The following is a 23,317-nucleotide window of genomic DNA, read 5'->3' on the forward strand; positions in this document are numbered from 1 at the left end:
CCTGATATTCTGATTGGAGTGTCCCGACATGCGTTCTCCTGGCGGATCGCAATTTGCCTCGCTGCTGGACTACATGGTCCGGCACCGCACAGCGGCGAACCTGCTATTGGCCATGATGCTGATCAGCGGGTTCGCGGCCTCGACGCAGATCCGGACGCAGTTCTTTCCCGATTTTGTCCGCGAGGAAGTGGACGTCGTCGTCAATTGGTCGGGCGCCGGGCCCGAGGATCTCGACCGGGCCGTTGTCGAAATCCTGGGGCCGCAACTGCTTGCCATCAACGGTGTCGACGAAGCCACATCCGTTGCGCGTGAGGGTCGGGCCAGCATCGAACTGGAGTTCGAGGACGGCTGGGACATGGGCCAGGCAACCGACGAGGTGAAGGCCGCTGTCGATCAGGCCCGCTCCAGTCTTCCCGAAGGCATCGACGAACCGGTGGTCACCCGCAGCGTCTATTCCGACCGGGTGACAGATGTCGTCATGTATGGGCCGGTCGATATCGACCAGCTTGCCCGCTTTGCCGAAGATCTCCAGACCGTCTTTTTCCGCCAGGGCGTCACGCGGGTCACCATTCGAGGACTGGAAGACCCGATCATCCGGGTGAATGTCGGCGAGAACATGCTGGTGCGGCATGGTCTGACGCTTGCCGAAATCGCTGACGTTGTTTCGGCGGAGATGGAAACGACGCCCGCAGGCGATGTCGCGGGCAGTTCCGCCCGGCTGCGTACCGGCCAGACCCGGCGCAGCGAGCAGGAGCTGGGAGAGATCGTTCTGAAAGCGCCCTCGCAAGGAGAAAAGCTTGAGCTGCGATCCGTTGCCGACATTGTCACCGAAGGGGTGGAAAGCGGCCGGGCCTATTATCACAAGGGCATGCCGGCGGTGGTTCTGCGGGTCAGCCGGAGCGCCCAGGGAGACACCATCGAGATCCAGCGGGCCGTGGAGCGGATCACGGCGGACTTCCAGCACACACTTCCAGAGGGTGTTGTCGTTCAGCTGACCAACACCCGCTCGCAGGCGATCATCGACCGGTTGGACATCCTGGTTGAAAACGGCTTCTTCGGGCTGGCTCTGGTGCTGTTGTTCCTGTTCCTGTTTCTTTCAGCCAGAACGGCCTTTTGGGTGGCCGCCGGAATTCCGGTGGCGATGGCCGCCACGATCGGCCTGATGTATGTCTTCGGGATCACGCTGAACATGATCTCCGTGTTCGCGCTGATCATCTGTCTCGGCATCGTCGTGGATGACGCCATCGTGGTCGGCGAGCATGCCGATTTCCTGCACAGGCGCGGCTATTCGCCAGCGGAAGCCGCCAGCCTTGCGGCAAGGCGCATGACGGCACCGGTCTTCTGCGCCTCCATCACCACGTTGATTGCCTTTGTCGGACTGGTTGCCATCGGTGGGCGTTTCGGCAGTCTTGTCGCCGATATTCCCTTTACGGTGTCGGTGGTGCTGATTGCCAGCCTGGTGGAATCCTTCCTCATCCTGCCGGCCCACATGAACCACGCGCTGAAGGCCAGCAAGAAGAAACACTGGTTCGACCTGCCCAACCGCCTGTTCAACCGGGGCTTCGTCTGGTTCCGGGAAAAGCTGTTTCGCCGGTTCGTCGGCTGGGTTCTCGCCGTGCGGTATCCGGCTATCGGCTTTGCGCTGATGGTCCTGGCGCTGTCGCTCACCTTGGTTTTCGACAAGTCGGTTCGCTGGCGGTTCTTCAACGCGCCGGAACAGGCGGTGGTTTCCGCCAGCATCGCCATGATGCCCGGGGCAAAACGCGATGACACCAAGGCGATGATTGCCGAGATGGAACGCGCGCTTGACGTGGTCAACCAGCGGTACGGCGAGCAATATGGCGCCGAACCGGTGGTCTTCGCGCTCTCCACCGTCGGTGCGACGGCGGGGCGCGGCCTCATGGGGGCAGATACCAAGGACGCCGACCAGCTTGGCGGGATTTCCATAGAACTGCTCGACCCCGACCTTCGGCCCTATTCGGCCTTTCAGTTCATCGGCGACTGGCGCGAGGAGATCATAAATCCGCCGCTTCTGGAAACGCTGGCCCTGCGCGGCGAGCGCTCAGGCCCGGGGGGCGACGCGATCGACATCAAGCTCTACGGCAACTCCACGGAAAACCTGAAAGCCGCTGCCGAAAGCCTGAAGCAGTCTCTGGCGCCTATGGAAGGCGTCAGCGCGCTGGAGGATACGCTGGCTTATGACAAGCCGGAGCTGAACCTGACGCTGACGCCGCGCGGCGAAGCCCTTGGCTTCACCACGGAGGAAATCGCCCGCATTCTGCGCAACAGGCTGGAGGGCATCGAGGTTGCCGAGTTTCCGATCGGCAGGCGAACGGCGACGGTGAAAGTGCTGTTGCCGGATGAGGAAACGGATGCCGCGTTTCTCTATTCAACGCGGGTGCGCACCGATGCCGGCACCTATGTTTCCCTGAGCGAGATTGTCAGCATCGATAGCACCTACGGCTTTGCCTCGGTCCGCCGCAGCGACGGGCTGCGCACGCTGCGGGTCTTCGGTGATGTTTCGGAGGACAATCCGGCAGCCGCTGCCCGAGTGACCGACATGCTGCAGAACGAGCTTCTGCCACAGCTTGCAGCCGACTATGACGTCGAAAGCGAGATGAGCGGGCTAGCGGAGCAGGAACGTTCGTTCCTCTCCGATGCACTGATCGGCTTTGCCATGTGTCTGGCCGGCATCTACCTGGTGCTGTGCTGGATCTTCGAATCTTGGACCCGGCCGCTGATGATCATGATCATCATTCCCTTTGGCTGTGTCGGCATGATCTGGGGCCACTACCTGCACGGCATTCCGCTGTCGATGTTCTCCGTGGTCGGTTTCATCGGCATGGCGGGCATCATCATCAACGACAGCATCGTGCTGGTGACCACTATCGACGAATACGCCAAGGACCACCCCTTCCGGCAGGCAGTGGTCAACGGTGTTTGCGACCGGTTGAGGGCGGTCGTGCTGACGACTGCAACGACGGTGTTCGGCCTGGCGCCGCTGCTGTTCGAGACCAGTCGCCAGGCCCAGTTCCTGCTGCCGACAGTCATCACGCTGGCCTACGGGCTGGGCGTCGGGCTGTTCCTTGTCATCCTTCTGGTGCCGGCTCTGCTGGCGGTGCAGAAGGATTTCGGTCAGGCGATCACCAGTGGCAGGCGCCTGCTCAAGCTTCGGGGCAGGGCACCGCTTTCCGGTGGACAGGCGTGACGGCAGGGGGAGGGTGCAGTGATGGACTGGAGCAAAGCCTGAAACCGGATCGGAATACCTGATCCAATCCCGACGTCTTACCAGAAAAGTATCTGATCAAGGTCAGTTCAATCAATCGTGGAAGGAGACACGCATTGGACCGTCGTTGGCTGGGCGATCGTGCCCTGTCTGTGCCCGTTCTCAGCTTGGGGACGGCGAGTTTCACGTCCGGGCCATGGTCCGGCAATGATGCGGGTGCAGCCCGGCGTCTTGTCGACATCTGTCTCGGCGAGGGGCTGAACATGTTCGACACCGCGGACGTCTATGCCGGCGGAAATGCAGAGATGGTGCTCGGGCAGGCAATCAACGGGCGCCGGGACAAGGTGATCATCTCCACGAAGGCGGGTTTGCGGACCGGGCAGGGCGAACATGACGTGGGCAGTTCACGCGGCCACCTGCTGACTGCTGTCGAGGGAATGCTGAGCCGTCTGCGCACCGACTATATTGACCTGTTCCAGCTCCATGCGTTTGACGCAATGACACCGGTCGAAGAGACCATGGAGGTGCTGGATGACCTGGTGAAAGCGGGGAAGGTTCGGCACCTGGGTGTCTCGAACTATGCCGGCTGGCAGTTGATGAAGTCTCAGGCTGCGGCACGATACAACGGTTGGCAGTCGCTGGTGGCGCACCAGGTGTATTATTCGCTCATCGGCCGCGATTACGAATTCGAATTGATGCCACTGGGCCTGGACCAGGGCGTTTCAGCCCTGGTGTGGAGCCCGCTTGGGTGGGGGCGCCTGAAGGGGGGGGGGAAGCACGCTTCAGCAGGCCGGCACAAGGACGCAACCCCGGACTATGCACCGCCTCTTTACGACGAAACCCTTCTTGAGCGCGTACTTGCAGCGTTGGGGGAGGTGGCTCGTGACACAGGCAAAAGCGAAGCCCAGGTCGCACTGAACTGGCTTCTGCAGCGGCCGACCGTGGCAAGCCTCATCATCGGCGTTAGCAGCGAAGCTCAGTTGCGCAACAACATGGAGGCCACCGGCTGGGAGCTGGCTGCCGAACATATGCGTCTGCTTGACGAAGCCAGCACCACTCCCGTTCCCTATCCGTATTGGCACCAACGCGCATTCCCGGAACGCAATCCGCAACCGGTCTGATCATCGTTTCATCCCATGCCTAAGGGGCGGGTGTGAACGTCCTAACTGGATCAGAAGGGGCAGGGTGCGGCCATTTCACATGCCGATTTGCGGGAGCATGTCGAGGCGATGCCATGCGGCCTGATCCCGCAGCCAAGGGCATGAAACCTGCCGAAGTGCTCGATGAGCTGGATCGGTCCATACACCTTGCAATCAAGGGCTATCTGATGCCCGACAATCAGAACAGGAAACTGGTCGGCGGCAACATCCACAGCGTCTCGGGAACAACCCACAAAGCCCCCGGCCTAGGTTGCTTCAAGGCCTCCTTGCAAGCAGCCCGGTTCGCGGCTTTGTACTTCGCTTGAGCCCTATGGCTCATGCCTCCCAGGTTATCAATCCCGGTTTACGCAGTGGATCCCTCTTTCGATTTGTGCAAAACCGCATCATGTGCTTAATTTTTAAGCGAATATTAACTGGGGACTAACCCCGTCGATTTTGATATATATAGTACAGGTTGTTTACCTGTGTGGTTCCAAATGAGTGATCATCAGTTCAATACCTCGGTCAGGATGGGCTCCGAACGGAATTTCGGGCTGGTCTTCGCCGTGGTCTTTTTGCTGATCGGGTTGTGGCCGGTCACTGGTGGCGCCGCGCCGCGATGGATTTTGCTATCCCTTGCGGCTGTTTTTATTGCCCTTGCCATGTTTGCGCCGCAGAGCCTGCGCCTACCCAACAGGTTGTGGTTCAAACTGGGTCTGCTGCTTGGTGCCGTGATGGCGCCGGTGGCGATGGCGGTTGTCTTTCTTTTAATCTTCATTCCCATCGGTCTTGCGATGCGAGCCAGCGGGAAGGATCCGCTTTCAAGGAAAGTGGATCCGAATGAAAAATCTTATTGGATTCCCAGAACCGACCAGCCGAAGTCCATGAAACTGCAATATTAGGACAAAAATACCGGCACGGTTCCCAGACAAAGCAAGGAATTGCCTCTATGTCGATGATCGCCGAATTGTGGGGTTTTCTGCGTGATAGGCGGAAATTCTGGCTTTTGCCAGTTTTCATTGTACTGGCGATTTTCGGAGCGCTGATCGTGCTCAGCCAGGGCTCGGCGGTCGCCCCCTTCATCTATGCGCTGTTCTAGACCAGTGACCGCGATCCTGGGGATCTCGGCGCTGTATCACGACAGCGCCGCTGCACTGCTGGTCGATGGCCGGATCGTGGCCGCCGCGCAGGAGGAGCGCTTTACCCGGCGCAAGCACGATGCGGGCTTTCCCGCCCATGCCATCGCCTATGTGCTGGACGAGGGCGGGCTGGACCTTGCCAGCGTCGATCACGTCGCGTTCTACGACAAGCCTTTCCTGAAGTTCGAGCGCTTGCTTGAGTCCTATCTGGCCTATGCCCCGCGCGGTTTCAATTCGTTTCGGATGGCGATGCCGGTCTGGCTGCGCGAGAAACTGTTCCTGAAGGACCTGCTGAAGCGAGAACTGAGCCTTTTCGACCCGGGCTTCTCCGTGGACAAGCTGCTGTTCGCCGAACATCACATCAGCCATGCCGCCAGTGCCTTCTACTCGTCACCCTTCGAAGAAGCGGTGGTGCTGACCATCGACGGGGTGGGGGAATGGGCGACGACCACGGTCGCGATCGGACGCGGCAAGGATCTGGAAATTCAGCGCGAACTGCATTTCCCGCATTCGCTGGGCCTGCTCTATTCCGCCTTCACCTATTACACCGGCTTCAAGGTGAATTCCGGCGAATACAAGGTGATGGGGCTGGCCCCCTATGGGCAGCCGCGATTTCGCGACCTGATGCTGGATCGGATCGTTGATGTAAAGCCGGACGGCTCGTTCCGGCTGGATCAGCGTTATTTCAACTATGCGGCGGGTCTGACCATGACCAGCAAGGCCATGGAGGACCTGTTCGGCAACCCCGTGCGCCAGCCCGAGACGGAACCGCTGACACAGTTCCACATGGATATCGCCGCCTCGGTCCAGGCCGTGACCGAGGAGATCCTGCTGCGCATGACCCGCGCGCTGGCGCAGGAATACGGGATTCCCTCGCTGTGCCTTGCCGGCGGGGTGGCGCTGAACTGCGTGGCCAATGGCAAGATCTTGCGCGACGGTGCCTTTCGCGACATCTGGGTGCAGCCGGCGGCGGGCGATGCCGGGGGCGCGCTCGGGGCGGCGCAGGCCGCGTGGCATATGGAACTGGGCCAGACCCGACAGGCGCAGCCCGGCGATGCCATGCGGGGTGCCTATCTGGGTCCAGCCTTCGACGACGACCGGATCGCGGCGGATCTGACAGCGGCGGGGGCCAGCTTTACCCGGCTGGACGAGGGTGAGATCCTGGCCCGCAGCGCACAGGCGCTGGCGGATGGCAAGGCCGTGGGCTGGTTTCAGGGACGGATGGAATTCGGGCCGCGCGCCCTTGGTAACCGGTCCATCCTTGGCGACCCGCGCTCGGGCTCCATGCAGAAGTTGCTGAACCTCAAGGTGAAATACCGCGAGAGCTTCCGGCCCTTCGCGCCCTCTGTCCTGCGCGAGCATGTCAGCGAGTGGTTCGATCTGGACGGGGACAGCCCTTACATGCTGTTGGTCGCCGATGTTGCCGAACGTATCCGGCGCCAGATGACGTCCGAGGAGCAGGCTCTTTTCGGCATCGACAAGCTGAACATCCGCCGCTCGGACATCCCCGCCGTGACCCATGTCGATTATTCGGCCCGCGTGCAGACCGTGCATCGCGACACCAACCCGAAATATCACGCGCTGATCTCCGCCTTTCACGACCTGACCGGCTGCCCGCTGCTGGTCAATACCTCGTTCAACGTGCGCGGAGAACCGATCGTCTGCACTCCGACCGACGCCTTCCGCTGCTTCATGGGCACCGGGATCGAGATGCTGGTCGCCGGCAATTGCCTGCTGGAGAAAGAGGCGCAGGACGCCTCGCTGCATGAGAATTACGAAAACATGTACGAACTGGACTGACCGGAGGAGCCCTTGCACATCTTCGGCCGCCATCGCCGGATCGCTACCATCTTGTGCCTGATCCCGGCGGGTTACTTCCTGCTGACCGCGATCTTTGCGCTGGTGCATTTTGACGATTTCGCCTCAGACCTGCCCAGGCTGCTGCGTTATGTGCTGGGGCCGCTGGCGATTGCCGCGCTGCTGGTTGGCTGCGCCTGGCTGCTGTCGCCCGACAACGCGCTGACGATGGGGATTACAGCCTGCTCGATCCTGGCCGGGATGTTCATGTTCGAGGGGTACATGCGCTGGCATAACCTGCCGCAGCGGATGGGGCTGGCCGGGATCGTCGATGGCGGAACCGATCTGGAACGCTATGGCGGCGCCATGCCTCCGGCCTATACGATCAAGGCCCTGAATGCCAAGTTGGGGACTGAAACTCTGGCCGAGGCGGTGCTGGCCGGGACGCCCGGAGCCGAGATGCTGCTGTGCAGCCGTATGGGCGTGCCGGTCACGACACGGATCGACAGTTACGGTTTTCGCAATCCGCAACCGGAAACCGCCGCACCGGTCGATCTGATGATCCTCGGCGATTCCTTTGCCGAGGGGATTTGCCTCGACGATGGCCAGCATTTTGTCGACCAGATGCGTGCGGGCGGGGCTTCGATCCTGAACACTGCCAGCCGGGGCGCAGGCCCCTTGTATGAACTGGCGGTCCTTGGCCGCTATGGCCCGCATTTTCGCCCCCGCATCACCGTTCTGGCCTTTTTCGAGGGGAACGACTGGGAAAACCTGTCCGTTGAAACAGAACAGCCGTGGCTGCACGAGGCCCTGGCGCCGGAGGCTGATTTCGGCCCGATCGAGTTGGACGCGGCGCGGCGCGCGGACGCGGCCCGGATCATTGCCGGCTGGTGGCAGGGCACTGCTGCCACTCTGGAGGAATATCTGAGCCGCCGGGCCTATTTACGCAATTTCCTCGCCCTTCAGGAAACCGCCAGCATCCTGGGTCTGCACTACCCCAAGGCGGCCAGCGACAACCCGGTTTTCGAGCAGATCCTGCATCGCATGAAGCAGATCGCAGATGGCTGGCAGGGGCAGGTGGTGGTGGTCTATATCCCCGCTCTCGACCAGTTCGGTGGGGTGTTTCCGCATGGCTTTCTCAGCGCTCCGCTACGCGAGAACGTGGCGCGCGCAGCCGAGAGCGCAGGGCTGGGTCTGATCGACCTGACCCCGACCTTTCGCGACTATCCCTCGCCGCTGGGCCTTTATGCGCCGGATGCGCATCTGAATGCCGAAGGCGCGGCGCTTGCCGCCGGCACGATCATGGCCGACCCGCTGATGACCCTTCCCTGACCCAGCTTTGCCGAGTGGATGCTTGGTGCCGCAATGCCGTCGTTTTCCGCGCCCTGGTTGCCGAATTTTGCACATGGCCGTGCACCATCCCTCCAGCGTCGGAATGCCCTGTTTCTGGCAACGGTGTTGACAGGCAGCCTCGTCATGTTTCCCGGGCTGACGACGCCGGCACGGGCACAGGATCTGAATTGGGACGGCGCGGGTGCGACAGCCCAGGGCACTGTCGAAGGCGGATCAGGACAAGGCGGCCAGGGCTTCTGCGTGCAGTGCGGCGTTGGCCGCGGCGAGAACCTGACCTTCGGAGTGCAGGCCCAGCCTTTCACCTTTCCAGTCGGTGATCACGCCTCCCGCACCCTCGATAACCGGAATGAGGGCCATGTAATCGTAGGGATGCAAATTCATTTCGAACACCAGATCAATGTGGCCTGAAGCCAGCAGTCCGTATCCGTAGCAGTCGCCCCCGAAGCGGCGCATGGCGACCTTGCTTGAGAGTGCCTCGAACTGTGCGCGTCCCTCGGTGTCGAACGTGTCGGGTGTGGTCGTGTAAAGGATCGCGTCGGCCAGTCGGTGCCGGCCGCTGGTACGGCAAGGTTCACCATTGAATGTTGACGGTTCACCACGCCGCCCCATCCAGCGTTCGCCGGTCGGCGGTATCGAGATGATGCCGAGTTCCGGTGTCCCATTGAAAAGGCAGGCAATGAGCGTGCCGAAGGTCGGCATCCCGGAAACAAAACTCTTCGTCCCGTCAATCGGGTCGAGCACCCAGAGGTATTGGGCATCCAGACGTGCGTCCTCGTGCTCTTCGCCAAGAATGCCATGGGCCGGGAACTCCTTGAGGATGCTTTCACGCATCGCGGCCTCGATGGCGCGGTCAGCCTGCGTGACCGGGGATAGGTCGGCCTTTTGTTCCACGTCCAACGGCTTGCGGAAGTAGGTCATCGCCATGGCGTCGGCCACATTGGCGAGCCCGTTGGCAAAACGCGCCAGCATCTCCGTTTCGGGCGGCGTCGTGGAGCTTTGCATGGGTTTTCCTTGTCTGCGGGGAAGCTGGCAACGATGGTCAGCCGGCAAATTAACTCTAGACAAAATCCACAAAAATGCAAGACTACACAAATATCCCCAGAACCGCGACCAGAGGACGCGGCAATAACAAAGGGTCTCGGGAGGATCCGATCCGGGGCAGGCACTGGCACACGAACACGTGGATCAACAAGGAGAGACGACAATGAAGACCTGGACGAAATTCACCTTGGCTTCGCTGTTTGCCGTCGGCATGACGGCAACAGCCTCTGCCGACGAAATCACCGTCTACACTGCGCTTGAGGAAGAAGAGATCGCGGCCTATATCGAGGCCGCCCAGAAGGCGATGCCCGATACCGAGATCAATGTGCTGCGCCTGTCCACGGGCAAGCTGGGCGCGCGTCTTCTGGCAGAAGCGGGCAACCCGCAGGCCGACGTGATCTGGGGCTGGGCCGTCAGCGCCATGATGGATCCCCAGATCCTGGAGATGCTGGAACCCTACGCAGCCAAGGGCGTCGATGTTCTGCCTGCCTCCTTCCGTGGTGAAGACGGCAAATGGTTTGCTCCGATCGGCTACATGGGCGCGTTTTGCGTGAATACGGCACGGCTTGAGGAAAAGGGCCTGCCAATGCCCAAGAGCTGGAAGGATCTGGAGAACCCGGACTTCAAGGGCGAGATCCTGATGCCGGACCCGAATTCTTCCGGGACCGGATACCTGCACGTCAATGCGGTTCTGCAAACCATGGGCGAAGAGGCAGGCTGGGCACAGCTCGAAGCCGTCGATCCGAACATGGCACAATATACTTCATCCGGTTCCAAACCCTGCAAGTCCGCACGCGTCGGCGAATACACTGTCGGCATTTCACTGGCTTTCACCGCGATGCAGTCCATCGAGGAAGGCTATCCGCTGGCAATGGTCTTCCCCGAGGAAGGCGTTGGATATGAACTGGAAGCATCCGGCCTGATGGAAAGCTCCGACAACAAGGATGCGGCAAAGGCCTTCCTCGACTGGACGATGTCTGACGAGGCAATCGGTCTCTACCAGCAGTACAAGGCGCTGATCACGGTTCCGGGTGTCGATGCTTCGCAAGCAGCTGAAAAAGCGGGCCTGCCGGCTGATATTTCGACCGTCCTGGCGAAAATCGATTTCGTCACAGCGGCCAAGAACCAGACGGCCGTGAAGGAAACCTGGAAAGAAAAGCTGGGCCGCTGATCGTGCCCGCGGCAGCTCCGGCTGCCGCCAGAAGCGCGCGGGGCTTCACTGGAGGCCCGCGCACCTTTGACAGGAGACCGATCCGCCGTGTACTTGACCGTCCGTAACGCCACCAAGACCTTCGGGTCCTTCAAAGCGCTCGACAATGTCTCGATCGAGATCGATCGACGGGAATTCGTTTGCCTGCTGGGTCCCTCCGGCTGTGGCAAGACGACACTCCTGCGGCTGATCGCCGGCCTGACGGAGCTGAACAGCGGCGAAATCCTTCTGGAGGGGACGGCGCTTTCGAACCTTCCCGCACGCAAGCGGGGCTTCGGGATCGTGTTCCAGTCCTACTCGCTCTTTCCCAACATGACAGTGGCCGAAAACATCGGTTACGGGCAGAAGATCCGTGGCACGCCGCGGTCGGAGATTTCACGGCGTGTGACGGAACTTCTGGAGCTGGTGAAATTGCCGCAAGTCGCAGGCAAGTTCCCCGGTCAGCTGTCCGGCGGACAGCAGCAGCGGATCGCGTTGGCCAGGGCAATCGCCGTCGACCCGCGCGTCTTGCTGCTGGACGAACCGCTTTCGGCGCTCGACGCGAAGGTCCGGGCCGAACTGCGAGACGAAATCCGCCATGTTCAGCGTTCGCTCGGGATTCCAACCTTGATGGTGACACATGACCAGGAAGAGGCACTGGCGCTGGCGGACAAGATCATCTGCATGAACCATGGTGTCGTGGTGCAGGCCGGCACGCCGGAAGACCTCTACCATCGACCGGCGACGCGCTTTGTGGCGGACTTCATGGGGATCAGCAATCTCGTTTCTGCCGCCCCGATCCGGCGTGAATTCCCGGATCTTATGGCAAAGTGGCCGGGGGGAGCGGGGACGGAGCATGTTGCCTGCATTCGCCCTGAACAGATCAGTCTGACCCCGGCGCCGGACGGCAACGCCACGGTGCGCAGCATCAGTTTCCTTGGCAATCTCAGACGGCTTGAGGTCGATAGCGCAATCGGCCCGCTGGTCGTCGAGACCCACGGGTATAATTCCTGTCACGAGGGCGAACGTGTGAACCTGAGCATTCCACCGGAAGCCTGCACCTGGGTGGCTGACGACATGGCCCAGCAGCCTGCCGAGACCGCCGCATGAGCGGTGTGGAAACGATCACCACGCCAGCGCGCAGACAACTGGATGCGGACCGGCTGCTCACACTTGTTTGCGTTGGGCTGCCGCTGATTGGGCTCGTCCTCTTCTTTCTCTACCCGATGGTGATCGTGTTCCTGCGTTCCCTGACGGTTGACGATGGTTACGGGTTTGCCAACTACACGAGGGTTCTGGGGTCGACGGGGTTCTGGCGTGCGACAGAACATTCCCTGATCATGGGGGCTGCCACCACAGTTCTCAGCGTCTTCCTTGGTTTCATCATCGCGCATGGGCTCTATCGCTGCGCTTTCCGGGGCAAGTGGCTGATCCGCGGCGTGATCGTTCTGCCGCTGCTCGCCCCTTCTCTTGTGCAGGCGCTCGGGCTGATCTTCCTTCTGGGACGCAACGGCGTCATCAGCCGTGCCCTGGGTGTCGAGATCGAAATCTACGGCTTCTGGGGGCTGTTGATCGCCAACACTCTTTATGCCTTGCCGCAGGCGGTGATGATTATCGGCGCGGCGCTGGTCCTGCTGGACGCGCGTGTTTACGAAGCTGCGGAAGTCATGGGCGCTTCGCCGTCACGCCAGTTTCGCGATCTGACCTTGCCCGCGGCTCGCTTCGGGATCCTCAACGCGGCTTTCGTCTGCTTCACAATCACGATCACCGATTTCGGCAACGCGGCGGTGATCGGCGGGGACTACTCGGTTCTGGCGACCGAAATCTACTCTCAAGTGGTCGGCCAGCGGAATTTCAACATGGGAGCTGTCGTCGGCATCATGCTGTTGTTGCCGACGGTGGTTTCCTATGCCATCGAGCGTCAGGCAATGAAGCGGCAACAGGTCGGACAGATGGCCGGCCAGGTGCCGTATCGGCCCTCCTTCGCACCCGTGCGCGACCCGGTCATGGCGTTCCTGTCGCTTCTGGTCTGCACCGGCATCGTCGCGGTTATCGGCATTGTCGTCTACGCAAGCTTTGTCACCTTGTGGCCTTACAACATGGCGCTGTCGTTCAAGCACTACGACATCACATTGGCCGGGGGGTATTCTTCGCTCTGGATGACCATCGTGATATCGCTCATGGCGGCGTCAGGAGGCACGCTTGCGGTCTTCCTCCTGTGCCTTGGGCTGCGCCGCCTTCCGCGCAGCGTGGCCCAACCCATCCAGATGCTGGCCGCCATGCCGGCCGCAGTGCCCGGGATGGTCCTGGGGCTTGCCTATATCCTGACTTTCAATTCAACCGCGACGCCGCTCTACCTTCTCTATGGGACGGCGGCCCTCATCGCGATCATCAACTTCTACCACTACCACACGCAGGGTTTTCTGACGGTGATGACCGGGTTTCGCCAGTTGCCCCGGGCGCTTGAGGAAGCCGCAGACAGTCTTGGAGCTGCAATGGCAAGGACGGCCGTCGATATCGTCGCGCCGTTCATTGCTCCAATGCTCGTTTCAGTGTTCTTTTTCCTGTTCATGCGGTCCATGGTAACCCTGTCGGCAGTCGTCTTCCTCACTACGCCTGACCTGAGTGTCGCGGCTGTCACCATCATGCGGCTGGACGATGCCGGTCTGACTTCGCAGGCGGCAGCCTTTTCCACCTGCGTGATGGCAGTCGTCTGTATTGCGCTTTTGAGCATGAAGGGAACGCTGGTGCTGATGGGACGAGGCAACCGGAGCAAGGTGCGGACCTGATGTGGGCGAAAGAACGTCACCGGCTCATTCTGTCCATGCTGAGCGCGAGCCAGCAGGTGAGCGCCAACGATCTTGCGCAGATGCTGAACGTCTCTCGCGAGACGGTGCGCCGCGATTTGCTGGACCTCGAAGAGTCTGGACAGGTCAGCCGCGTCCATGGCGGTGCGGTCTTGCCCGAGCCGCGTTCCGAGGAGCCCTTCCGCCAACGGATGACGACGCAGATCCGGGCAAAGTCGGAGATTGCCCGCAAGGCTGCCGGACTGATCCAGCCCGGACAGACGATCCTTGTGGACGCGGGCACCACTACGGCCCTGTTTGCCCGCGAACTGGCCAAGCTGTCGGATCTGTCAGTGATCACCAACTCGATTGATATTGCCACCACGCTGCAAGGGGCGGGCAAGGACGTGCTGCTGCTCGGTGGACGGATGGCGGCCGACGTCCCTTCGACGGTCGGCGAACTCACCCTGTCTGAAATCCGCCGTTTCCGTGTCGACCTGTGCTTTTCGGCTCCGGTTGGGGTGCATCCGGTCAAGGGGGCGTTCTTCTACGACCTGCAGGAAGCCGAAATCTCCAAAGCCATGGCGGCACAGGCGCAGCAGACAGTTATTCTGGCCGACCAGAGCAAGCTTGGAAAAACCAGCAGGGTTCAGGCCTTGGAGGCCGGAGAGATCGGCAGGCTTGTGACAAACAGGGCAGCAACTGAAGAGCAGGTAGCGGCCTTCCGCCAAGCGGCCATAGACGTAATGGCTTGAGAAGCGAAAACCGCTCGATAGACACGACCCGATTGCACAACGCGGTACAGATTTTCTGCACTCGCGCCTGGTTCGGCAAACTGAAACCTCTATTCAATGTCGTCTTCGTTCAGCTCTGGTGGAGGGATCGGCCATGGCGACATGGGGGATCGACACCCGCATCACGTTGCCGCTTCGCCCCTTTCATCCCCAGCCTGCGTTACTCCCGACCGGATATCGACAGCCTTGATATCGAAAGCCCATGGTTTCAGCTTCCCGGCTCCATCCATTTTCAGGCCCTCAAGGAAGGGGGGTTAAAGTTCCAAATGGGTCAGCCAGGCCGGACAACGGGCAATGTTCCATCCCGGTTTGCGGGCCCTCGACGCTTGCGACATGATACAATTGATACAAACGGCAAGGCCAAACTGAAAAGAAGCTTACGTAGAAATGAGGTCCGGCCTGCCGCCCTTGCCGAGGCGTTGATACAAAGTGAGATCCAATGTTGCTTCAAGACGGAGCGAGTGCTTCTGAAAGTGAAGCCGATAGAAACCGGATCCAGCTGCTCATGGAAGAAGCTGTCGAGGCGCTGAGCGATGGCTTTGTGCTCTACGACAGTGACAGAAGGCTCGTTTTCGCAAACAAACGCTATGCGGAGATGCTGGGTCCGCACAAGGATCTGCTTGTTCCCGGCGCGCGGCTTGACGACATCGTCGGCAGCGCTGTCGGCAGTGGGCACATTTCATTCGTTCGCAGCCCTGAAGGCGGTTTGCCTGGTGTCCTGGAAACCCTGGCAGCCAGGGGAAAACTGAAGATCGAGATCAAGGTTGCCGACGGCAGCCAGCACAAGATCTATCTCAAGCATCTGAAAGACGGCAGCATTGTCGTGAAGGTTCGCGACATCACGGAACAGCGGACCGCAGAGGCGCGTGCAAGAGAGATCCTTTATGGCGCGGTTGATGCCGTCGACGTTGGTATCGCGCTCGTCGATGATGATGACCGGCTGGTGTTCGCCAACAAGAAGTTTCGGGAGATTGGTGACCCGGACGGGACGCTTTTCGTCCCTGGCCGTGCGATGCGCGACATTCACGCCGAGGCCATAGCATGCGGCCTGATCCCGCTTCCGGGGGGCATGAAACCCGCCGAAATGCTCGATGAGCTGGATCGGCTTATACGCCTTGCCATCAAGGGGTATCCGATACCCAACAATCAGAACAGGGAACTGGTCGGCAGCGCCTACGAGACAAATCTGAAAGGACGGCTGCTCACGATTGAAGACGTCACGGATCGCGTCAGGGCGGAGCGGCGCTTTACGACCGCGGTTGAACGGTTGCCGGTTGGCATCGCCTTTGAAGGGCCGGACGGGCAGTTCACGCATTGCAATGATGCGTTTGCAGCGCCCTTTCACCTGACCGCGGCCGAAATTCTAAAGCTGTCGGATATTGACCGGATCGACTTGCTGGCACCGCAGATATCGATGGTTGCCGGTCAGGAAGTAGGTGACCGCGCGGCTGAGCTATTCACCGCTGCGGTGAAGCAGCAGCGCGAGACGCTGGAACCCATGGAGGTTCGCTTCTGGGATGGCCGGCACTACCGTGTCGAGCGAGCCATCTCCGAACACAACAGCCGCGTTGTCGTGGTCACCGACATCACCGCCTTGAAAGAAACCGAGGCCAGAAGCCTGGCCACCCTGAATGATGCCATTCAATCTCTTGATGAGGGGTTGGTGCTCTTCGACAAGAGCCTCAATTTCGTGCTCGGGAACCGGCTCTGGTACGAAATGTACTTCAGTGAACTGGCGCCGCCCGTTGCCGGGGAGAACATTCTCACCATCCTGGGCCGGTTGATCGACAACGGCATCGTTCTTGTTCCCGAAGGCGAAGACAAGACGTCCTATATGTGCGAGCTGACGCTTCTGGTGAAATCCTACCAGAAGAAGCAGGCCATCCATCTTGCCGGTGGACGTATTCTGCTGGCGTCAGCCCACAGAACCGAACTGGACGGGTACCTCGTCTCCTTTATCGACGTGACCGAGCAGCGACGGGCCGAAGAAGAGCAGCGCGAGGCGGATCTGCTTCTGCACAAGATCGTCGAGGCCTGCCCGGCAAACTTTCTCGTCTCCCGCATCGAAGATGGAAAAATCATCTACTGCCCGCCTGCTTCACGAGAGCGGTTCGGCGATATCGACACGACCCTCAATTTCTTTTTGAAGCCGGAGGATCGGGAGCGATATCTGGAAGCACTCTTGCCGACGGGAACACTTGATGATTACCGGGTTCAGTTCCGCAGGGCCGACGGCTCAATCATGGAAGGCATCACCGCCGCCCGCGTGACCGACTACAAGGGCGAGAATGTCATCGTGTCCTCCACAAGGGACATTTCGGACCTTCTGGCCATGCAGGAGGAATTGCAGAAACAGCGTGACATTGCCCACCAGAACGAAAAACTGTCCGCCCTGGGTGAGCTGCTTGCCGGTGTCGCGCACGAACTCAACAATCCCCTTTCCATCGTTACCGGTTACGCCCAGATGCTTCAGGGAAAGCTCAAGGACCCGGTTCTGGAAAAGCGCATCGACCGCATCGCGGAGGCTGCCGACAGAAGCGCGCGGATCGTCAGGGCTTTCCTGTCCATGGCGCGCCAGCGACCGGCAAATCTGGAACCTTGTACGCTGAACGAAATCGCCTCTGTTGCCCTGGATCTTGCCGGCTACGGGCTGCGTTCCAACGGAGCCAGGATTGAGACGGAGTTTGATGAGGATCTTCCGTCAATCCTCGGCGATACGGACCAGCTGGTCCAGGTCGTTACGAACCTCATTATCAATGCGGAACACGCCCTTTCGCCGCTTGGCGAAGACGCGGTGCTTGTGCTGCGGACGTTCCACGACGGAAGAGACGGCCAGGCAGTCCTAGAAGTCCGGGACAATGGTCCGGGGATGACGAAGGAAATCAGGGACCGCATCTTCGAGCCGTTTTTCACGACAAAGGACGTGGGGGAGGGGACGGGCGTCGGCCTGGCATTCTGTCACCGGGTTGTCGACACCCATGAAGGCACTCTCGAAGTCAGTTCATCCGTTGGCAAGGGGACGAGTTTCTTCGTGCGGCTGCCCGCAATGGAAACAGAGGCTTCAACTGACACCTCGCAGGCCCAGCCAGGCGGAACGCATCATCGCAAACGGGTGTTGGTCGTTGATGACGATGTCGCGGTCAGCGAACTCGTTTGTGACCTGCTGGCAGATCTCGGATGCCAGGCAATACAGGAAACCAGCGCACGCAAGGCTCTTGCGCGCCTGTCTCACACATCCGTCGATCTGATTATCAGCGACTACAAGATGCCGGGCATGGACGGTGCCGCATTTTACAAAAGCCTGATCGGGTTATCGCTCGGTTACAAGGATCGTATCGCCTTCATGACGGGCGATGCCATGGGGAAGTCCGTTCAGACATTTCTGATGGAAAGCGATCGCCCCTACATTGAAAAGCCTATTTCCAAGAAGGATCTGGCTTGTTTGTTAAATCAACTGGACAGCAGGAAAAACACATCATGAGCGGGGCTCCGGGTGCGAAGCAAATTTTGGTCTGTGACGACGAACCTCATCTTCGCGAAATGGTTGCCGAGTATCTCGCCGAGCGCGGCTATGATGTTGTTGAGGCGCCGAACGCCAACGACATGAAACGGCTTCTGGAGAGCCTGGAACCGGCGCTGATCATTCTGGACGTGAACATGCCTGGTACGGATGGTCTGACCGCTTTGCGTGACCTTCGAACCACCTCGACCGTGCCGGTGATCATGCTGACCGCAGCAAGTGACGTGATCGACCGCGTCGTGGGGCTGGAAATGGGAGCCGACGATTATGTCGGCAAACCTGTCGACCTGCGCGAACTGGAGGCCCGGATCAAAGCCGCACTGAGGCGCAGAAGTTTTGACGAGACAAGTGCGCAGCAAAAGGATCGGCAAGCAGGCACAGTTCCCTTTGGCACCTGCCGTCTGGATCTGGATGGAGCGAGGCTGATCGGTGGCGACGGTCAGGAAATTGCGATTACGTCCATGGAGTATCAGCTGCTCAGGGTGTTCGTTGAGAACCGTGGACGCGTTCTCAACCGCGACCAGTTGCTGGAGCAGGCACATGACAAGGGCTGGGAACCTTTCGATCGTTCGATCGATCTGCGTATTTCAAGGCTGCGCCGCAAGATAGAACTCAATCCCACAAAACCCGAGACCATCAGAACGGTCCGTGGGTTGGGCTACGTCTTCGATTAAGTGCTCTTCCCGGCGATCCGGGAGACCCCGTCAGCTGTGATACCTGACGCAAATTCCAGTTTGTCAGAGCCGGAATTTGCGTCCTGTTGGTCAGCATCCCGGCTTTTTGGCGCATCAATCCAGCACCAGGTCCGCGCTGTCTCCTTGTGAACGGTAACAATTGTACCTTTGGTGTGTGCAAGGGCGGAGTTTTTGATACCGGGCGGACATGGGAAAACGCTTTCCCCGGCGCGTGATCCGGTTTTCCAAGTTTTTTCAAAAGATGATTTTCTTCAGTCGTTTACACAGATCTTGTCTGGGGTTTTGTCGCCCAGCTCAATGCCCGTTCAGACCTCGCATTTGAAACAATGTGTCGGATATTTCAGTGGGGCGAACGCCCGGATACAATTGAAACACCCGGTGAAACGGGGCTGAAAAGAAAGGTTCCCATCTTTGGTGTGTCGGCAAGGTCGCCGACGCCAAAACCAAATGGAGAACTACTATGATGAAAACCACTTCTTTCGCACTGGCCGCTGTCATGTCCACGTTCCTGATCCAGGCAACACCTGCTTCCGCTGGCCAGAGCTGCTGGGGACTTGAAGGTCAGGCGCTTCAGGATTGCATCGACAATCTTGTCGACGAACTTGGCAAGATCGGTCACGAAAGCAATTCCGAAACGCAGACCGTGAAGATCAAGAAATCTTCCCGTCAGAAATCTCGTTGAGGCCTAACCTCGACCGGAACTGACAACCAGAAACCCTCGGCGTGAACAAGACGCCATAAGGGTCACCTCTCCTGCGGTGCAATTCGACTGGCATTGATGTGTTTTGGCTTGCTTGCCAGGGTATACCCATCAATCCGTTGAATTGCCCGCAGACAGGTTTTCAAGAAGAAGACATCTGAAACGGCCGGTTGGCCCCTTCAGGCAAGCTCTCTTCTCCAGGCGTTTTGAAATTTCTACGCCTTTTTTGAGTGTCTGCTTTTACCACCTAGCCCAAACTGTTGAGCAACCGATTTCAAGGCATGCCGCTGGCTGACTTGTTCGGTTTTCGGTCCGGCGCTCTGCAACAGCCGGCAGTGATCATCAAACCAGGAAATGGCACCTCTTCCTGAGCATTGATGGGGCAAAAGCGCTTCGCGCAGCTTCACAGCAAAAGTCCATGGAAGGGGCCAAGACATGGCTTGGGCCCCTCCTGTTCGGTAACGGCAGGGTTATGCGGGGACAGACGGGTACTTCATGCCCGCAACTTCCTGCATCAGGCGGATCACCTGTGTGCTGTAGCCCGCCTCGTTGTCATACCAGACGTAAAGGACCAGCCGGTCGCCGTCGACGATGGTTGCCTGGCTGTCGACCACACCTGCATGGGTGGAGCCGACGAGGTCGGAGGAAACCAGTTCGGTCGAGGCTGTGTAGTCGATCTGGTCCTGCATCGGCGACTGCACCGAAATCCCGCGCAGGTAATTGTTCATTTCCTCGGCCGTCGTCTCGCGCTTGAGGTTCAGGTTGAGAATGGCCATGGAGACGTTGGGGATCGGCACCCGCACCGCGTTGCCAGTCAGCTTGCCCTTCATTTCCGGCAGGCACTTTGCGACCGCGCTGGCCGCACCCGTGCTCGTCAACACCATGTTCAGGGGAGCGGACCGGCCGCGGCGATCCCCGCTGTGGTAGTTGTCGATCAGGTTCTGGTCGTTGGTGAAGGCGTGGATGGTTTCCACGTGGCCGTTCTCGATCCCGAACTCGTCGTTGATCACCTTCAGCACAGGCGTGATGGCGTTGGTGGTGCAGGAAGCCGCGCTCAGGATCCTGTCGTCCGCCGAGATGTCGCCATGGTTCACGCCATAGACGATGTTCTTGATGCTGCCCTTGCCCGGCGCGGTCAGGATCACCTTCGCTGCGCCCGGGCACTTCAGGTGCTGGCCAAGACCATCCTCGTCGCGCCAGATGCCGGTGTTGTCGACCACCAGCGCATTGCGGATGCCGTATTTGGTGTAATCGACCTCGGCAGGGGAGTTGGCGTAGATCACCTGGATGTAGTTACCGTTGGCGATGATCGCATTCTGCTCTTCGTCAACGGTGATGGATCCGCTGAAAGCGCCGTGGACGGAGTCCCGTCGCAGCAGGCTGGAGCGTTTCTTCAGGTCGCCGGCCTTGCCGCCGCGCACGACAATCGCGCGCAGGCGCATCTTGTTGCCGGCACCGACGCGTTCGATCAGCATGCGGGCAAGAAGGCGTCCAATACGCCCGAAGCCATAGAGAACGACATCCTGCGGTTCCTGCAGGATGGATGTCTTGCCGGTGTTGATGCTGGCCAGCTGCTTCTCGAGGAAGCTCTTAACGTCACCGCCTTCTTCCATGTAGCCGTGGCACAGCTTGCCGAGGTCGACGCGCGAGGCGGCCAGGTCCATCTCCAGCATTGCCTTGACGATTTCGAGGCTCTTGGTGACGTCCAGTTCCTGCCCGGTGATCTGCAGGGCATAGCGGTGTGCCTTGAGGATCTCGATGGCGGAGTTGTTCAGAAGACGCCGGCCGAAAATCCGGATGTTGATGCCGTAGTCACGGTAGAGATGCCCAACCAGCGGGATCATCTGCTCGGCAGCGGACTGTTGTTCCTTCCAGTTGTCGAAGTGGTTATCCATGGCCGCCATACACAAAACTCCCTTATGGTCTTTCCAGCGCGCTGAGTGGCAAGTCTTTGTCCTGCGCACGGTCTTTAGCTCTTGTGGAAACGTAATGTCCATAAGCAGTTTGAAGACTAATCGATTGAAATTTGGGGAGGGTGCTTTTGGTCGCATCCAGGCCGCTGGAAGCGTTACATCTGGAACCTTGCAAGTGCAGATAATCAACTCGCAGAGACTTGGTCTGAACGCAGAAGTGCAGAGCAAAACCTGGTAATTCACGCCCGTCGACGGCATTTGCTGTTGAATTCGGATTGCGGTTTCAAGCAGACATCGGGCGTCAGGCAAGTCCTGTGTTGATGACGTATCGGCTTCCCGAAGTCATGGGGTCGCGAAGCCTTTTCACACCCCGAGTTCACGCAGGCCTTTCTCTATCGTTTCGCGAGCGCCGTTTTCGGCAAACGGGAAGGACGCGAAGAAGACTTCCGAACTGATTTCAGGATCTGCCTGTCTCGCCCGGGCCAGCCATTGCCGGGCTTCTGCATTCTTGCCGACCAGGTGTGATGTCAGGGCCGCGATCAGCGAGATATGCTTGTGCGCACCAGGCATCTGCGCTGCTTTCACGGCAAGCTCCGCCGCCCTGTCTCTGTCGCCCAGTTGCAATTGAACCAGCGCACGCGCCGACACCATGCCATAGGCGAGCGGGTCGAGCGGGCTGAGGTCCAGCGCCAGAGCAAGATCTGCATCGGCCTGCGCTGCCTGACCTGCCATCACGCTCACCAGCCCGCGTGTATAGACACCCTGCGCGAAACTGGGGCTGAGGCTGGTTGCCCGGTCAAACCAGGCGATTGAATCTTCCAGCCGGCCATCGAGCCAGGAACACCGCCCGGCATTGAAGTGAGCAAAAGGATCGAGCCTGTCGGTCTCCACCGCCTGCTGCGCCAATGCGCGAGCCTTTTCGACCTCGGCTTCGGGATCTTCCGCAAAGCGCATGAAGGCTGATTGAAAATGCGTGAAGGACAACCCGCCCATGGCGCCGGAGAAATAGGGATCGCGTTCCAGGGATCGTGTGAACAGTTCTGACGCACGGGCGTTGTCCTGCCGGTTGAACCGGTACATGTGATCCAGCCCCAGGTGAAAACAGGCCCATGCATCCAGTGCTCCCGGAGCGCGTCTGCGTGCGATGCGCACTTCGTTCTGCGGGATCTGAACCGCCAGACTGGCAACGACATGGCTTTCGATTTCCGGTCTGAGCTGCTGCAATTCGGACAGGCTGCCACGATAGTGTTCCGCCCAGATCGTGCCGCTGCTGGTCATGTCGATCAGCGAAACGCCGATCGTGACGCTTTCACCCGCAAGTTCGACCGTGCCGGTGAGACCATAGCGAACGCCGAGTTGGCGACCGGCGGACAGCGGGTCCACATCGGGTCCGCGAAAGCGGAAGCTCGATCCACGTGCGATAACGAACAGCCAGTGCAGGCGCGACAGATCCGCAATGATGTCGGCAGGCAGGGCATCGGCCACGATTTCGTGCTGGCCCGGTTCGCCAAAATACTGGAAGGGCAGGACGGCGATGGAGGGCCGCCCGTCGCGCGCGGTCTTCAGCGCTTCCTCAATTGCCGGGGCTGCCTGTTCCTCGGTGATCAGGCCCGAACGCGCCGGGGGTGCCTTTGCCTGGACACTGGAAACTTCGGTTTCCGCGACAAACCGGAACCCCTTGCCATGGATCGTCCGGATGACTTTCTGTGTGCTGCCCTTGTCCCCGACAGCCTTGCGCGCAGCCTTGATCCGCGCTGCCACGGCGGTTTCTGAGACAATCCGTCCGTCCCAGACATGCTCGATCAATTCGTCCTTGCTGACCATCCGGTCGCGGTTTTCGACCAGCAGCAAGAGAAGGGAGAGGACTTGCGGCTCGATCGCCACGCGTTCGCCATCACGGCGCAATTCGAAACGTGTGCCGTCCAGTTCAAATCCGTCAAAGGTAAACACCAGGGCGTCGGCTTGCGGCACACGTTCCCCTTTCCCCGAAAGTCTTCATGAAAAGGTCAGTTATATTCACGTCCC

The 23,317-nt window shown here is 59.9% G+C and carries 17 protein-coding genes; 14 read left to right on the forward strand and 3 right to left on the reverse strand.

The window, feature by feature from the left end:
• The first annotated feature begins 28 nt into the window (after nucleotides 1-28).
• From ACYQ6M_RS03620 to ACYQ6M_RS03650, 7 genes are all read left to right on the forward strand, one after another.
• A complete protein-coding gene (locus ACYQ6M_RS03620; RefSeq protein ID WP_460072176.1) occupies nucleotides 29-3,208 on the forward strand; it encodes an efflux RND transporter permease subunit in 3,180 nt (1,059 codons plus the stop codon).
• A gap of 134 nt (nucleotides 3,209-3,342) precedes the next feature.
• Entirely contained in the window at nucleotides 3,343-4,347 is a 1,005-nt protein-coding gene (locus tag ACYQ6M_RS03625; RefSeq protein WP_460072178.1) for an aldo/keto reductase, read from the forward strand.
• A 113-nt stretch (nucleotides 4,348-4,460) separates the two neighbouring features.
• On the forward strand, nucleotides 4,461-4,691 hold the full coding sequence (locus ACYQ6M_RS03630) for a hypothetical protein (RefSeq protein ID WP_460072180.1): 231 nt from the start codon (nucleotides 4,461-4,463) through the stop codon (nucleotides 4,689-4,691).
• 171 nt (nucleotides 4,692-4,862) lie between these two features.
• Entirely contained in the window at nucleotides 4,863-5,267 is a 405-nt protein-coding gene (locus ACYQ6M_RS03635; RefSeq protein ID WP_031268239.1) for an SxtJ family membrane protein, read from the forward strand.
• A gap of 47 nt (nucleotides 5,268-5,314) precedes the next feature.
• Entirely contained in the window at nucleotides 5,315-5,464 is a 150-nt protein-coding gene (locus ACYQ6M_RS03640) for a DUF5989 family protein (RefSeq protein ID WP_022998046.1), read from the forward strand.
• 4 nt (nucleotides 5,465-5,468) lie between these two features.
• Entirely contained in the window at nucleotides 5,469-7,304 is a 1,836-nt protein-coding gene (locus tag ACYQ6M_RS03645) for a carbamoyltransferase family protein (protein ID WP_460072182.1), read from the forward strand.
• Between the two features lie 12 nt (nucleotides 7,305-7,316).
• Nucleotides 7,317-8,633, forward strand: a complete 1,317-nt coding sequence (locus ACYQ6M_RS03650; protein ID WP_460072184.1) for an SGNH/GDSL hydrolase family protein — start codon at nucleotides 7,317-7,319, stop codon at nucleotides 8,631-8,633.
• Nucleotides 8,634-8,867: 234 nt separating this feature from the next.
• Here the strand turns inward: ACYQ6M_RS03650 and hisN are convergent, their stop codons facing one another.
• Nucleotides 8,868-9,656, reverse strand: coding sequence for a histidinol-phosphatase (gene hisN / locus ACYQ6M_RS03655; protein WP_460072186.1), 789 nt, complete (start codon nucleotides 9,654-9,656; stop codon nucleotides 8,868-8,870).
• A 202-nt stretch (nucleotides 9,657-9,858) separates the two neighbouring features.
• On the opposite strand from hisN, the gene ACYQ6M_RS03660 reads away from it, so the two are divergent.
• The 7 genes from ACYQ6M_RS03660 to ACYQ6M_RS03690 all read left to right on the forward strand — a co-directional run bounded on the left by ACYQ6M_RS03660 (nucleotide 9,859) and on the right by ACYQ6M_RS03690 (nucleotide 19,361).
• Nucleotides 9,859-10,866: an ABC transporter substrate-binding protein gene (locus ACYQ6M_RS03660; protein ID WP_297835867.1), complete on the forward strand. Its 1,008-nt coding sequence runs from the start codon at nucleotides 9,859-9,861 to the stop codon at nucleotides 10,864-10,866.
• A gap of 87 nt (nucleotides 10,867-10,953) precedes the next feature.
• On the forward strand, nucleotides 10,954-11,994 hold the full coding sequence (locus ACYQ6M_RS03665) for an ABC transporter ATP-binding protein (RefSeq protein WP_460072188.1): 1,041 nt from the start codon (nucleotides 10,954-10,956) through the stop codon (nucleotides 11,992-11,994).
• Complete coding sequence (locus ACYQ6M_RS03670) at nucleotides 11,991-13,673, forward strand: ABC transporter permease subunit (protein ID WP_460072190.1); 1,683 nt, start codon at nucleotides 11,991-11,993, stop codon at nucleotides 13,671-13,673. Before ACYQ6M_RS03665 ends, ACYQ6M_RS03670 begins: the two co-directional genes overlap by 4 nt.
• Nucleotides 13,673-14,425 carry a DeoR/GlpR family DNA-binding transcription regulator gene (locus ACYQ6M_RS03675; protein WP_022998039.1) on the forward strand — a complete coding sequence of 251 codons (753 nt, stop codon included), beginning with the start codon at nucleotides 13,673-13,675 and terminating at the stop codon, nucleotides 14,423-14,425. The genes ACYQ6M_RS03670 and ACYQ6M_RS03675 overlap by 1 nt, the downstream gene beginning before the upstream one ends.
• 478 nt (nucleotides 14,426-14,903) lie before the next feature.
• Nucleotides 14,904-17,945 (forward strand): hybrid sensor histidine kinase/response regulator, encoded by a 3,042-nt coding sequence (locus ACYQ6M_RS03680; protein WP_460072192.1) that lies wholly within the window; start codon nucleotides 14,904-14,906, stop codon nucleotides 17,943-17,945.
• Nucleotides 17,942-18,658, forward strand: a complete 717-nt coding sequence (locus ACYQ6M_RS03685) for a response regulator (protein ID WP_062487705.1) — start codon at nucleotides 17,942-17,944, stop codon at nucleotides 18,656-18,658. Before ACYQ6M_RS03680 ends, ACYQ6M_RS03685 begins: the two co-directional genes overlap by 4 nt.
• Nucleotides 18,659-19,139: 481 nt before the next feature.
• Nucleotides 19,140-19,361, forward strand: coding sequence for a hypothetical protein (locus ACYQ6M_RS03690; protein WP_022998035.1), 222 nt, complete (start codon nucleotides 19,140-19,142; stop codon nucleotides 19,359-19,361).
• 488 nt (nucleotides 19,362-19,849) lie between these two features.
• On the opposite strand, the gene ACYQ6M_RS03695 is transcribed toward ACYQ6M_RS03690, so the two are convergent.
• Nucleotides 19,850-21,283, reverse strand: a complete 1,434-nt coding sequence (locus tag ACYQ6M_RS03695) for a glyceraldehyde-3-phosphate dehydrogenase (protein ID WP_055655809.1) — start codon at nucleotides 21,281-21,283, stop codon at nucleotides 19,850-19,852.
• 372 nt (nucleotides 21,284-21,655) lie between these two features.
• Entirely contained in the window at nucleotides 21,656-23,263 is a 1,608-nt protein-coding gene (locus ACYQ6M_RS03700) for a winged helix-turn-helix domain-containing tetratricopeptide repeat protein (protein ID WP_460072195.1), read from the reverse strand.
• Nucleotides 23,264-23,317 lie beyond the last annotated feature (54 nt).

The organism is Roseibium sp. ROS1 (genome assembly GCF_054658215.1).

Bases quoted from the DNA above. Each gene is read 5' to 3' on its own strand.
- ACYQ6M_RS03670 (WP_460072190.1), top strand. From the start codon at position 11,991: ATGAGCGGTGTGGAAACGATCACCACGCCAGCGCGCAGACAACTGGAT.
- ACYQ6M_RS03695 (WP_055655809.1), bottom strand. From the start codon at position 21,283: ATGGCGGCCATGGATAACCACTTCGACAACTGGAAGGAACAACAGTCC.
- ACYQ6M_RS03620 (WP_460072176.1), top strand. From the start codon at position 29: ATGCGTTCTCCTGGCGGATCGCAATTTGCCTCGCTGCTGGACTACATG.
- ACYQ6M_RS03640 (WP_022998046.1), top strand. From the start codon at position 5,315: ATGTCGATGATCGCCGAATTGTGGGGTTTTCTGCGTGATAGGCGGAAA.
- ACYQ6M_RS03685 (WP_062487705.1), top strand. From the start codon at position 17,942: ATGAGCGGGGCTCCGGGTGCGAAGCAAATTTTGGTCTGTGACGACGAA.
- ACYQ6M_RS03680 (WP_460072192.1), top strand. From the start codon at position 14,904: ATGTTGCTTCAAGACGGAGCGAGTGCTTCTGAAAGTGAAGCCGATAGA.
- ACYQ6M_RS03660 (WP_297835867.1), top strand. From the start codon at position 9,859: ATGAAGACCTGGACGAAATTCACCTTGGCTTCGCTGTTTGCCGTCGGC.
- hisN (WP_460072186.1), bottom strand. From the start codon at position 9,656: ATGCAAAGCTCCACGACGCCGCCCGAAACGGAGATGCTGGCGCGTTTT.
- ACYQ6M_RS03635 (WP_031268239.1), top strand. From the start codon at position 4,863: ATGAGTGATCATCAGTTCAATACCTCGGTCAGGATGGGCTCCGAACGG.
- ACYQ6M_RS03630 (WP_460072180.1), top strand. From the start codon at position 4,461: ATGCGGCCTGATCCCGCAGCCAAGGGCATGAAACCTGCCGAAGTGCTC.
- ACYQ6M_RS03690 (WP_022998035.1), top strand. From the start codon at position 19,140: ATGATGAAAACCACTTCTTTCGCACTGGCCGCTGTCATGTCCACGTTC.
- ACYQ6M_RS03675 (WP_022998039.1), top strand. From the start codon at position 13,673: ATGTGGGCGAAAGAACGTCACCGGCTCATTCTGTCCATGCTGAGCGCG.